The sequence below is a fragment of the Streptomyces sp. NPDC030814 genome (assembly GCF_055572155.1).
This window is the reverse complement of sequence record NZ_JBVIDX010000037.1, coordinates 15,814-27,954: the sequence shown is the minus strand read 5'-3', so window position 1 is coordinate 27,954 and position 12,141 is coordinate 15,814. Positions and strand designations below refer to the sequence as shown.

10 protein-coding genes are annotated in these 12,141 nt (G+C 69.8%); 5 read left to right on the top strand and 5 right to left on the bottom strand.

Annotated features, from left to right (window positions below; all coding sequences use genetic code 11):
* Positions 1 to 4: 4 nt before the first annotated feature.
* The 3 genes from ACZ43N_RS39955 to ACZ43N_RS39945 all read left to right on the top strand — a co-directional run bounded on the left by ACZ43N_RS39955 (position 5) and on the right by ACZ43N_RS39945 (position 3,153).
* A complete protein-coding gene (locus ACZ43N_RS39955) occupies positions 5 to 673 on the top strand; it encodes an amino acid ABC transporter permease (protein WP_468104405.1) in 669 nt (222 codons plus the stop codon).
* A complete protein-coding gene (locus tag ACZ43N_RS39950; protein ID WP_468104403.1) occupies positions 670 to 1,560 on the top strand; it encodes an amino acid ABC transporter permease in 891 nt (296 codons plus the stop codon). Before ACZ43N_RS39955 ends, ACZ43N_RS39950 begins: the two co-directional genes overlap by 4 nt.
* A 165-nt stretch (positions 1,561 to 1,725) precedes the next feature.
* Complete coding sequence (locus ACZ43N_RS39945) at positions 1,726 to 3,153, top strand: aspartate ammonia-lyase (protein WP_468104402.1); 1,428 nt, start codon at positions 1,726 to 1,728, stop codon at positions 3,151 to 3,153.
* A gap of 571 nt (positions 3,154 to 3,724) precedes the next feature.
* Here ACZ43N_RS39945 and ACZ43N_RS39940 read toward each other — a convergent pair.
* The 5 genes from ACZ43N_RS39940 to ACZ43N_RS39920 all read right to left on the bottom strand — a co-directional run bounded on the left by ACZ43N_RS39940 (position 3,725) and on the right by ACZ43N_RS39920 (position 9,688).
* A complete protein-coding gene (locus tag ACZ43N_RS39940; RefSeq protein WP_468104400.1) occupies positions 3,725 to 4,579 on the bottom strand; it encodes an alpha/beta hydrolase in 855 nt (284 codons plus the stop codon).
* A 124-nt stretch (positions 4,580 to 4,703) separates the two neighbouring features.
* The gene (locus tag ACZ43N_RS39935) at positions 4,704 to 5,417 is read right to left on the bottom strand and encodes an ABC transporter ATP-binding protein (protein ID WP_468104399.1); all 714 of its coding nucleotides are present in this window, start codon (positions 5,415 to 5,417) and stop codon (positions 4,704 to 4,706) included.
* Positions 5,414 to 6,229: an ABC transporter ATP-binding protein gene (locus tag ACZ43N_RS39930; RefSeq protein WP_468104397.1), complete on the bottom strand. Its 816-nt coding sequence runs from the start codon at positions 6,227 to 6,229 to the stop codon at positions 5,414 to 5,416. The genes ACZ43N_RS39935 and ACZ43N_RS39930 overlap by 4 nt, the downstream gene beginning before the upstream one ends.
* On the bottom strand, positions 6,226 to 8,253 hold the full coding sequence (locus ACZ43N_RS39925; RefSeq protein ID WP_468104395.1) for a branched-chain amino acid ABC transporter permease: 2,028 nt from the start codon (positions 8,251 to 8,253) through the stop codon (positions 6,226 to 6,228). Before ACZ43N_RS39925 ends, ACZ43N_RS39930 begins: the two co-directional genes overlap by 4 nt.
* A 121-nt stretch (positions 8,254 to 8,374) precedes the next feature.
* Positions 8,375 to 9,688 (bottom strand): ABC transporter substrate-binding protein, encoded by a 1,314-nt coding sequence (locus ACZ43N_RS39920; protein WP_468104393.1) that lies wholly within the window; start codon positions 9,686 to 9,688, stop codon positions 8,375 to 8,377.
* Positions 9,689 to 9,963: 275 nt separating this feature from the next.
* On the opposite strand from ACZ43N_RS39920, the gene ACZ43N_RS39915 reads away from it, so the two are divergent.
* Complete coding sequence (locus tag ACZ43N_RS39915; RefSeq protein WP_468104392.1) at positions 9,964 to 10,698, top strand: hypothetical protein; 735 nt, start codon at positions 9,964 to 9,966, stop codon at positions 10,696 to 10,698.
* A gap of 661 nt (positions 10,699 to 11,359) precedes the next feature.
* Positions 11,360 to 11,977 carry a TetR/AcrR family transcriptional regulator gene (locus tag ACZ43N_RS39910; protein WP_468104390.1) on the top strand — a complete coding sequence of 206 codons (618 nt, stop codon included), beginning with the start codon at positions 11,360 to 11,362 and terminating at the stop codon, positions 11,975 to 11,977.
* Positions 11,978 to 12,141 lie beyond the last annotated feature (164 nt).

Here is a 12,141-nt window from a genome sequence, read left to right as displayed (position 1 = left end):
ACTGATGGACGCACTGTTCACCGAGCGAGCAACGATCCTCGCCGCGTTCTGGATGACCCTGCGGCTCACCGCCGTCAGCGCGCTCGGCTCACTCGTACTGGGCACCGTACTGACGGGGATGCGCGTCTCGCCTCTCCCGGTGCTGCGCACCGCCTCGCAGGTCTACGTGACGGTGGCCCGCAACACCCCGCTCACCCTGGTCCTGCTGTTCACCAGCCTGGGCGTGGGCGCCAATCTCGGTGTGGAGTTCTCCGCACAGATCAGCGTCAACAACTACTGGCTCGCCGTCCTCGGCCTGACCGCGTACACGTCGGCGTTCGTGTGCGAGGCCCTGCGGTCGGGCATCAACACCGTCCCCGTCGGGCAGGCGGAGGCGGCCCGGGCGGTGGGGCTCGGATTCGGTCAGATCCTGGGCTCCGTCGTTCTGCCCCAGGCGTTCCGGGCGGTGATCCCGCCGCTCGGAAGCATTCTGATCGCGCTGACCAAGAACACCACCGTCGCCCTCGTGGCAGGGGTGGCGGAAGCCTCCGTCCGGATGCGGGAGATGATCGAGATCTACGGCGACCAAGTGATCCAGATCTTCCTCGGCTTCGCGGCGGGCTTCGTGGTGCTGTGCCTGCCGACCGGCCTGCTGTTCGGCCGGCTCTCGCGTCGCCTGGCGGTGGCCCGATGAGCGGCTACTCGAATCTGTACGAGGTCCCCGGCCGCCGGGGAATCATCCGCAACCGGGTGCTGGCGGTGGTGATCACCGTCTTCTTCGGCTGGCTCGGATACGTGGTGTACGCGCTGTTCGACGAGCGTGACCAGTGGGCGGCGGAGAAATGGCAGCCCCTGCTGCGCGCCGACGTCTGGGCGACGTTCATCCTGCCGGGCCTGGAAGGCACTCTCAGGGCCGCAGGGCTGGGGATCGTGCTCGCGGGCGCTTTCGGGGTGGTCTTCGCGACGGCTCGGATGTCCGAACACGCTTGGATCCGTGTGCCCGCCGCAGCTGTCGTCGAGTTCTTCCGGGCCGTTCCCCTCCTGCTGCTCATCTTCTGCGCGTTCTTCGGCTCCTTCGCGATCACCGGAACGACCGTCTCCCCGTTCGCCGCCGTGGTCCTCGGCCTCACTCTCTACAACGGTTCGGTCATCGCGGAGACGCTCCGGGCCGGAGTGAACAGCCTTCCCAAGGGCCAGGCGGAGGCCGCACGGGCGCTTGGCATGCGCAAGGGGCAGACGATGGTGCTCGTCCTGATGCCCCAGGCGATCGTGGCCATGATGCCGGCCATCGTCAGCCAGTTCGTCGTCCTGCTGAAGGACTCCGCCCTGGGATTCATCGTCGGCTACGACGAACTCGTCGACCGTGGCCTGAACGGCATCGCCGCCAACTTCTCCAACGTGATCCCGGCTGCCCTGCTCGTCGCGACGATATTCATCGCGATCAACACGGCGCTCGACGCGTTCGCGCACTGGCTGCAGCGGCGGGTCAGCAAGGGCAGAAAGGTGACGCGCGAGCCCGGCAAGGGCACGCCCGCACCGCCGTCCGCCGCCGAGGACAGCGCGCTCGCCAAACAGTTCTGACACCGGCGCGGGCGCGGAACCCCGGGACCCACCGCAGCCCATCGGACCACGGGGACGGGGATCCCGACTCAGCCGCCACGCCGCAGGCATGTCCCTGAGCCGGCCTGTCCCGCAGCCGGCGGCAGGACCAGCGGCGATCCGCCCAGATCAGGAGTACAACCCTTCATGGACGAGCAGTTCCGGTACGAACACGACCTCCTCGGCGACCTTCCGGTGCCCCGGTACGCCTACTTCGGCATCCACACCCTCCGGGCGATGAACAACTTCCCCATCACCGGCACCCGTATCTCCACCCACGGCGACCTGGTCAACGGGTTGGCTGCCGTCAAGCAGGCCGCGGCGCTGGCCAACCGCGACCTGGGGCTCCTGGACGCCGACAAGGCGGAGGCCATCGTCGCCGCCTGCGAGGAGATCCGCTCCGGCGAGCTCCACGACCAGTTCGTCGTGGACGTCATCCAGGGCGGCGCGGGCACCTCCACCAACATGAACGCGAACGAGGTCATAGCCAACAGGGCCCTGGAACTTCTCGGTCACCACCGCGGCGACTACCACCACCTGCACCCCCTCGACGACGTGAACGCCGGGCAGAGCACCAACGACGCATACCCGACGGCGGTCAAGGTGGCCCTGCAGGCAGGCACTCACCGTCTCCAACAGGCCATGGCCACCCTGCGGCAAGCCTTCCGGGCCAAGGCCGACGAGTTCGCCGACGTCGTCAAGACCGGCCGCACGCAACTCCAGGACGCGGTACCCATGACCCTCGGCCAGGAGTTCGGCGCGTACGCGGTGATGCTGGCCGAGGACGAACAGCGCCTGGCCGAGGCGACCACCCTGATCCGGGAGATCAACCTCGGCGGTACGGCCATCGGTACCGGCCTCAACTCCCACCCCCGCTACGCGGCTCTGGCCTGCGCACACCTCAGCACCATCACCGGTGTGCCCCTGTCCACCGCCGCCGACCTGGTGGAGGCCACCCAGGACGCCGGAGCGTTCGTCCAGCTCTCCGGGGTGCTCAAGCGCATCGCCGTCAAGCTCTCCAAGACCTGCAACGACCTGCGTCTGCTGTCCTCCGGGCCGCGCGCAGGTCTCGGCGAGATCAACCTCCCCGCCGTACAGGCCGGCTCCAGCATCATGCCCGGCAAGGTGAACCCGGTGATCCCCGAGGTCGTCAACCAGATCGCCTTCAAGGCCATCGGCAACGACATCACCATCACCATGGCCGCCGAAGCGGGCCAGCTCCAGCTCAACGCCTTCGAACCGGTCATCGCCCACTGCCTGTTCGAAAGCCTCGGTCAGCTGGAGGCCGGATGCCTGACGCTGGCCGACCGCTGCGTGAACGGCATCACCGCCAACCGGGAGCACCTGCGCGCGGTCGTGCACAACACCATCGGGATCGTCACCGCCCTCACCCCCGTCATCGGCTACGCGCAGGCCAGTGCCGCCGCACAGGAGGCACTGGCCAGAAGCCTGCCCGTGGCCGACGTGGTCCTGGCACGGGAACTGCTCACCGCCGACGAACTCCGGCGCGCTCTGCGTCCCGAGACGCTCGCCAGAAGCAATGACCGGGAGTCGCACGCACGCACGTCGGACTGACCTGCCACCCTCCACGGACGCGGCCCGCCGCGCACCGTGAACGTCGCCGGCCGAGGGTTCGACGGTGCGCAGCCTCGACGTCGCGGTCGGCGGGTGACCTGGTGCCCGTCCGTGCGACGCGCAGGCTCTACTGTCTGGCCACCCGGCGGGGGGTGCCTCCATGTCTTTCGTCAAGCGAGGCGTGGGTTCGAGTGGGGAAGTGGGGCTCCTCCAAGCCCACTTCCGGCCTCATCGCGGTCGATCCGCTCACCTTCGAGCGCACACCCCAAGCCGTCCGCCGCCTGGCTCGGCAACCTCGGCCGCACCCGCCCACTCCCACGCACGCCGGCTGATCAGGCAACCACGCCTGCCATGACCGCCACCGCGTCGGGTACCGGGCGCCGGTGGGTTCCTGACACCCACCGGCTGCCGCGGTCCGCGCCCGAGCTGATCACCACCGATGCCACCTCGTTCCCATCGCCGCGAGCGCCGCGGCCCCGGGCGGTCAACCTGCCTGAGGCGGTCTGCTGCCTGGCAGCCGCCCGCCCCATCACCGTTCGCGGTCCTGGGGACGCTGTCTCCACCGCCGGGGTCAGGGGGCGAGGACGCGGTTCAGCCAGGCCAGCAGGTCGCTGACGATCTCCTGTTTGTTGGTCTCGTGGAACAGCTCGTGCCGGGCTTCGGGATAGACGAGATAGGTCACGTCGATGAGGCCGGCCTCGCCGTAGCGTTCGACAAGCAGGTTGCTGCGTGAGAGATCGGCGTTCAGCGGGTCGTGATCCCCGACCAGGACGCACAGGGGCAGATCCGCCGGGATGCCCTTGGGCTGGGCAAGTGACGCCGAGGCGATGGTGATGTCGGCCATGCCCCGGGCGTCGAGGCTGAAGCCGCACATGGGGTCGGCGAGGTAGGCGTCGACGGCCGGTTCGTCCCGGCTGAGCCAGTCGAACGGCGTGCGGCTGGGCTGGAACGCCTCGTTGAGCGCGAGGAACGGGTCGCCTCCCTCCGCGGCCTCCTGCGCCTGTGCCGCGAGCATGACGTCGACCGCAGTGGTACCGGCGAGGGCGAGTGCGTCGATCAGGTGGGCGTGGTCCAGGACGTACTGCTGCGAGGCGAAGGAACCGAGGCTGTGTCCGAGCAGCACCAATGGCAGGCCGGGGTGCTGCTCGCGGATGGTCTCCGTGAGGGTGACCATGTCACCGACGAGTCGGTTCCAGCCGTCGTCCCCGAGATGACCGGGCTCGGCGTGCCTGCTCAGCCCGTGTCCGCGGTGATCGTTGGCATAGACGGCGTAGCCCTGAGCGGTCAGTGCTGCCGCGAGTGGGGCGTAACGGCCGGCGTGCTCTCCCATGCCGTGGGCGATCTGGACGACGGCTCGCGGGGGCGTGTCCGGCTTCCATTCGTGCACGTGGATCTGGACGCCGTCTTCGCTGTCGAAGGTGAACATCGGGTTCCTTGTCTTGGGTACGCGGGCAGCCCTGAGGGTCCGGCCGAGGTGTACGGGGTGGGCCGGCCCGAGCGGTCAGGCTCACGGTGGTTGTGTGTACGGCGGCTGCCGCCGCCCGGCCGGGTCAGGTGTGCTGCGCGCCGAGGTAGCCGGCGATGATCCGGGACTGGTCGGCCCGGAGTTCCCGGGCGGTGGCGTGCGCGGTGATCTCGCCGTGGGAGAGGACGTAGCCGCGGTCGGCGATGTCGAGGGCGAGGCCGACGTGCTGTTCGACGAGCAGCACCCCGCAGCCGGTGTCGTCGGCATAGCGCCTGACTATGGGCAGCAACTCCTCGACGATGATGGGTGCCAGGCCGAGGCTGAGCTCGTCGAGCAGGAGCAGCTTGGGGCTGCGGGCCAGGGCTCGTCCCATGGCGAGCATCTGCTGCTCGCCGCCGGAGAGCAGTCCTGCCCTGCGGTCCTGGAGGCGGGACAGGGCGGGGAAGTAACGCTGGGCGGCCGCCTGGTCGAGGCGCTCGCCCCGGTGACCGAGGCGCAGGTGTTCCGCCACCGTGAGGCCGGAGAAGATGCCTCGTCCTTCCGGGACGTGGGCGATGCCGCGGCGGGCGCGGGTCGCCGCCGGGATCCTGCCGAGGTCCGTTCCGTTGAAAGTGATCGTGCCGGCAAGGGGGCGCAGCAGCGCGGAGACGGCCTTGAGGGTGGTGGTCTTCCCCGCTCCGTTGGCCCCGAGGAGGGCGACGACCTCTCCCGCGCCCACTTCGAGGTCGATCCCGCGGATGACAGCGGCTCCGTCGTATCCGGCGGTGAGTCCGGCCACCTTCAGGACTGGGGTGCTCATGGTGTCTCCGGTGTGCTGGTGAGGGCCTTGGCGGAGCCACCGGCCGAAGCGCCGGACGCGGTGGCGGGCTGGACGGCGGATGCCCCGAGGTAGGCGGTCACGACGGCGGGGTCGGTTCGGACCTGTGCGGGTGTCCCGGAGGCGATCACCTTGCCGAACTCCAGGACGACGACGTGGTCGCAGATGCCCATCACGAGGCTCATGTCGTGGTCGATGAGGAGCAGCGCGGTGCCGGCCTCAGCGACCGCGCGCAGTCTGCGTCCGAGTTCGGCGCTCTCCGTCGTGTCCAGGCCGGCCGCGGGTTCGTCGAGACAGATGATGCGGGGGCGGGCTGCCAGGGCCCGTGCCACACCGACGAGTTTGCGTCTGCCCTGGGACAGTTCGTGTGCCGAGGCGTCGGCCAGGTCCTCGAGTCCCAGGGCCGCGAGGGCCTGAGGGACAGCCGGGTTCGGGGACGGGCGGCGGCCGAAGGTCTCGCCGAGCGTGGTCCACCACGTCGAAGGGTCCGCCGTGACCTGGAGGTTCTCCGCGACCGTGAGGTCCTCGAAGAGTTCGCTGCTCTGGAAGGTGCGGGCGAGCCCTCGGCGGGCCCGCACATGGGGCGGCCGTCCGGTCAGGTCCTTGCCGTCAAGTTCCACCCTTCCCCGGGCGGCGACGAGACCGGTGACCGCGTCCACGAAGGTGGTCTTGCCGGCCCCGTTCGGGCCGATGAGCCCCACGAGTTGGCCCTCGCCGACCTCCAGGGAGACATCGCTGAGCGCGTGGACGCCGCCGTAGCTGACGCCCAACTGCTGGACAGAGAGCACGTTCACGGTGCGACCTCCTTGGCGTCGGCAGTGGTGCGGCCGAGGTGGATCTGCGGGGAGCCGGCGGCGGATGCGTTGTCGGCCGGTGGTCCCGTCGTGGCCGCCGCGCGTCTCGCCCTCTTCGCCGTCCTCCGGCGGTGGGCGGCGCCCGCGATGCCGTCGGGGTTGGCGATCAGCGTCACGATCAGGGAGACGCCGCCGAAGAGCAGGGCCCAAGTCCCCTTGATCCCGAACCACTTGTCCAGTGCGTGGGGCAGCAGCGCCTCGGTGGACATCAGCCCCGCGATCACGGCTCCGGACACCATGGTGATGCCGCCGATGTAGGCGAAACCGATCAGGCCGAGGGCGGCCAGCGCGGTGAACCGGGCGGCGCTGACCGAGCCGAAGTTGTAGCCGTAGAGGGTGCCGGCGGCGCTGGCGATGAAGGAACTGATCGTGAACGCGGCGATCTTCACGGACCGCACGTCGACACCGGCTGCCGCGGCGGCGCGCTCGTTGGAGCGGACGGCGAGCATTCGCCGGCCGAGTCCGGTGCGCCTGAGATGGGCGACGTACAGTCCGAGGGCGACGGTGACGGCCAGGACGAGGAAGCCGAACATGGGGCTGGGTTCGTTGCCGTCCAGGCCGCGGAAGTCCGCTTTCGGTCCGAGGTCGATCCCGAACAGGCTCGGCGGGGGTACGGACACTCCGGCCGTTCCGCCGAACGAGGTGTTGTTGAACAGCGCCTGTTCCATGGCCAGGGCCGCGGCCAGGGTGACGACGGCCAGGCTCACGCCCCGCACCCGCAGGGCGGAGACGCCCGCGGCCACTCCCAGCAGGGTGGCCAGCACCATCGCGCCGAGGGCGGAGAACGGGAACGGGATCCCCAGCCGGACCGAGAGATGGGAGAGGACGAAGCCCGCGGTTCCGGAGAGCGCGAGCTGCATCACGGAGATCTGTCCGACGTAGCCGGTGATGACGACGTAGGACAGCACGATGATCATGCCGATCAACGAGTTCGTGAGCGCCTGGCGGAAGTCGAACGGGAGCACGATCAGTGCGGCGGCGGCGACCGCGGTGGCCATCAGGGCGGGACGGAGCAGCCGCTCGGGCAGGGGTACGGCAGGCAGCCGCTGTTCGACGAGTTCACCGCGGCGCGGCAGACCGGCGCCCCGCACGTACAGGGCGACGACCATCAGGGCGAACACGAGGAGCTGCTGGAGGCCGGGCATGGCGTTGCCGTTGTCGGTCGGGAACCAGCTCTGCGTGGACAGGTAGTACACGATCGACTGGAGCACTCCGATGAGGATGCCCGCGGTGCAGGCGATCCACAGCGAGGTGAACCCGGCGAAGAGTGCGGCGGCCAGGGCCGGGACCACCTGCAGGGGGAGCGTCATGGAGTCGACCTGGACGATGGGCGCGGCCAGGACACCGAGGAGCCCGGCGACCAGGGCGGCCAGGAGTGTGTTGGCCATCGAGACGCTGTTGGGCGACAGGCCTGCCAGCAGAGCGGCCTGTTCGTTCTCCGAGGCCGCGCGGGTGGCCAGGCCGAAGCGGCTCCACCGGTACAGGGCCCCGAGGACCAGGGCGATCACGACGACCAGTCCGGCCAGGACGAAGCGGTCGGAGGGTGTGGTGACGCCCAGCATGGTGACGGTGCCGGCCGGAAGGATGCTCGGTGCCTGCTGCGGCTGGACCCCGAAGACCAAAAGGACGGTGGCCTGCAGGGTGAGCAGGATGCCGAGGGAGGCCGCGAGTTTGGCCAGGGGTGAGACGGTGCGCAGCGGCTTGAAGACCGCCACCTCTGTCAGGACTCCGACGGCGAGCGCGACGGCGAGGGCTCCGGCGAGAGCGGGTCCCACGGGCAGCGTGAGCCCGAAGAAACCGGTGGTCAGGGCCCAGAAGGCGTAGGCCGAGGCCATGGCGACCGCGCCGGTGGACAGGTTGATGATGCCCGAGCCCCGGTAGGTGACCACCACGCCGAGCGCGATGCCGGCGATCAGTGCCCCCTGGCCGAGGCCGAGCACGGCGAAGAGCAGGATCTGTTCCAATGCATGACTCCTGTCATGAGTCCGCACATCCGCGAGTCCGCGCTGCTGAGGCTGCGTCCTGCGAGGGCCGCAACCTCAGCGGCGGCGCGTCGGGCGGGGGCTCACTGGGGCGAGCGGGGGTTCACTGGGGCGGGCGGATCCAGTCGGTCAGGGGCTTGAACCGGCCCTTGCCTTCGTACTGGTAGAACCTGGCCTGGTCGTTGCAGACGGCGGGGGCGTCCGGGTACTTGCCGCACTTGACCTCGGCGGCGCCCATGATGACCGGCCCGGGGAACTTCTTGAGCTGCTCGGCCACCGACCCGGGGGTGATCTTGTCCGGGCCGATGGCGTTGAGCACCTTCGCGTACGTCAGGATCGTGCTCCAGCCCAGCGGCGCGAAGACCTTGGACTGGTCGCCCTTGCCCAGCCCCGCCTGCGCCGAGGCCTTCAGGAACGCCTTGGAGTCGGCGGCCGAGGAGTCCGTCGGCAGCGTCTGGGCGACGCCGTACGTCCAGGTGGGCAGGTCCCCTCCGAGCCCCTGGGCGACATCGGGGGACATGCACAGCGGCGTGGAGACCACCGGCTTGGTGACATTGAGCTGCTTCAGTGCCTTGGCGATCCCGACGCATCCGCCGCCGACGGAGATGGGGACCACGACATCCGCGGTGTTCGCCCCGGCCGCGGTGACCGGGCCGATCAGGTCGGTCGACTGCGCGTCGAATCCGACGGACTTCACCTTCAGACCGGCGGCTTTCAGGCCCTTCACCGCTGCCCCGGAGGCGATCTTGTCGCCGGGTGTGCTCGTGTGGATCACCGCCGCGGTCTTCGCCTTCAGCACGTCACGGGCGTACGTCCCCCAGGTGCCGAAGATGTGCGGCAGGTCGCCGAACGTGCTGAAGGTGTTCTTCGCGGTGGGCATGGTCGGGCCCGTCGCCACCCCGACCAGCACGGGCTTCTTCCCCGCGATCACGGAGTTGAAGGAGGCATCTCCGAGGTAGAGGTTGCCCACGCCGATGGCGGAGACCTCTTCGTCGCCGAGCAGTTGCTGGCCGCACTTCTGTCCCTCCTCCTCGGCGGACACCACCGTGCAGACGTTCAGCTTCAGCGGGTGCCCGCCGATGCCGCCCAGCCTGTCGTTGACGTACTTCACCGCGGCACGGGCACCCAGGGTGGCTTCGGGGTTGCCGCCGGGGCCGCCCTCGACGTTCACCCAGCCCAGGGTGACCGGGTCGAGGCCGGCGTCGGCCTTGCCCGCCTTTCCGCCGACGTAGCCGAGGTAGTCGGTCACGACGTCACTCGCCGAGCGGGAGTCCGCAGCCGTGGAGGAGCCGCCCCCGGAGGCGCCGGACGACGAGGGTGCGTTGGTGCCCGATCCGCTGCATGAGGCGACGCCCAGCAGGGGCGCCATGGCGGCGGAGACGAGGCCGAGTCTGAGGGGGCGTGAGATTGCGGGCATGCGGGATCCTCCAGGATCGGAAAACGGCAGGGCGGTGCCCGGCACGGCATGCGGGGAGAGCGTGGAAGGCAGAGGAGGGCAGGAGGGCGCACCGGGATGACCGGTGCCTCGGACCAGCCCGAGGACCTTCGAAAGGCCAGGTGATCGGCGCTTTCGAGTTTCGTAACTTTCTTACGGATCGGGAATCTAGGTGTACGCTGGCGCCCTGTCAACGCCCCGGTTCACACGGAGTTAACGATCATGCAATGGGAGGGAAGGACATGACGGAGCACGCCGTGAGACGCAGGCTCCCTCGGCGCTCACCCGAAGAGACCCGGGCCCTCATGCTGGAAGCGGCCACCCAGCTCGTCTGCGCCGGCGCCTCCGACACGAGCGAGGAGGCTGTCTCCGCGGCCCTTGCCCACATCCGCGTCAAGCGGGTCACCGAGGAAGCCACCCGCATCATGCGGGAGAGGCTGGGCGACGACACGGCACCGGCGATCACGACCGGATCCATCTACCAGATCTGGCCCGCCCAGGCCGACTTCCAGGCGGATCTCCTCTTCCACCTCACCAGCCGACAGGCCGAACTGGTCCCGGGGCTGCCGGAGAGCATCCGCCGTTTCAAGGAGGCGGTCGACAGCGGCATCACCTGGCAGGAGGCTCTCAACGACGTCCTGACGGACAACCACGAGAACCACCGTGTGGACCCGGTCTACCGCGTGCTGCTCGGTTTCTACGCCAGTGCCGCCAACCCGCGCGTCCGTGACGCCCTGGGGCACTACGGCGAGTCGTTCACCGAGGTCGCCTGCGAGGCGTACCAGGCGCTGCTGGACGCCTACGGGCTACGCATGCGCGCGCCCTACACGGTCGAACACCTCGCCACCACCATCGCCGCCCTGCTCGACGGCTTCCATATGCGCTGGATCGCCGGACACCCCAACCTGGAGGACCCGGAAGGAGACGACCGCTGGTCCCTCGCCACCCGCGCCGCCGTGACGGTGTTCGACCAGTTCACCGAACCGGCGTAGGTTCACGCCCGGTACGCACACCGGATGGCATGGCAACCAGGGCAACTCCGCGCGGAACGCCGGGGTCCTGCTGGGGCGCGATGGCAACACCGGCACGGTTGCTGTCACCCCTGACCGTCTCGACACCACCCTCCTTTTCCTCGACCGGCTCACCGCGGACCACGCCGCCCGCTGACGTCCCGGCCGTACGGCCCCGGCCGTGCCCGGACACCGCCCGGCGGATCCGTGGGGGCCCACGTCGCCCGCCCCGGCTGACGGACATGAGGGTGATCGACACTGGGCCGGCGCCCCGTCGGGCCTTCCAGCTGGGTGAGGTCGCGGAACGCGAGGAGGCCGGCGCCGATCCGTCGTTCCATCCGGCCCTGCTCTGGTTTGCGTTCAGTTCCGGGTCGGGCTGTCGTCCGCTCGCCTGCCTCGTGGCACACCCCTGCGAGGGGCCATGACCGGAGGGATGGTCGCGGGGACGGCCCTCCCGGCGACCGGGCCCAGGATGACCCGCTCGAAACCAGTCGCATAGGCTGGTCCCATTGTCGCCGGTGAAGAGGCGCAGGCCGCGGCAGTATGCGGTCGCCGTCCGTCCTAGGGAGGCGTTCGAGTGGCAGCGGCTGGGAGCCGGTCGACGAAGCGGCTCCAACGGGGAACTCTCTCCCAGGGGCTCATCGTGGCAACCGCGCTGCGCATCCTCGACGAGGACGGGCCGGACGCGCTGACCTTCCAGCGGCTGGGCAAGGAACTGTCCTCCTCCGCGACCGCGGTCTACCGGCACTTCGCGAGTCGCGACCACATCATGGTCGCCGTGGCGGAGGAGATCGACAGGCTCTGCCTGGAGGGGTACCAGCCCCACGAGTCGTGGACCGAGTCGCTGCGGGACCTGGCGATCCGTGCCTGGAACGTCGCCATGGAGCACCCGGCGGCCGCCGCGCTCTGCATGGGGCGGGTCACCCGCGGCCTTCATGAGTTGCGTGCCGTCGACGCCGTCCTGGAGGCGTTCCACCGCGGCGGCTGGCGCGGCCGGGCGGCCGTCCTGCACTACCAGGCGTTCTCGAACTTCGCCCTCTCCATGGCGAGCAACAACGCCTGGCGGCTCGTCAACCAGCGGTTCGGCGCCGAGGTCAGCTGGGTGCAGGAGTACCAGCCGGCCGACCCCGCCGCATACCCCTACGCCGAGGCGGCCAAGGAACACCTGCGCAGCCTCGACATGACGGACGTCTTCCACCGGCAGATGGACATCCTTCTCACCGCCCTCCAGGCGGAGGCGGCGACGCTCCCGCGCGACTGACACGCGCCACCCGCAGGACTTCACCCCCGCCGACCGGCGGGGGTCCGCCACTCCCCGGCCAAAGATAGTTAACGCTATTGACTACGCCGTTAACTAAGCGGCATTCTCTCCCCACCGAGAGCTCCACGGACCGCTCCCCCGCAGCGTCCGCCGAGCGCCACGCG

Coding starts and splice junctions, on each gene's coding strand:
- ACZ43N_RS39945 (WP_468104402.1), top strand. CDS start 1,726: ATGGACGAGCAGTTCCGGTACGAACACGACCTCCTCGGCGACCTTCCG.
- ACZ43N_RS39955 (WP_468104405.1), top strand. CDS start 5: ATGGACGCACTGTTCACCGAGCGAGCAACGATCCTCGCCGCGTTCTGG.
- ACZ43N_RS39950 (WP_468104403.1), top strand. CDS start 670: ATGAGCGGCTACTCGAATCTGTACGAGGTCCCCGGCCGCCGGGGAATC.
- ACZ43N_RS39935 (WP_468104399.1), bottom strand. CDS start 5,417: ATGAGCACCCCAGTCCTGAAGGTGGCCGGACTCACCGCCGGATACGAC.
- ACZ43N_RS39920 (WP_468104393.1), bottom strand. CDS start 9,688: ATGCCCGCAATCTCACGCCCCCTCAGACTCGGCCTCGTCTCCGCCGCC.
- ACZ43N_RS39940 (WP_468104400.1), bottom strand. CDS start 4,579: ATGTTCACCTTCGACAGCGAAGACGGCGTCCAGATCCACGTGCACGAA.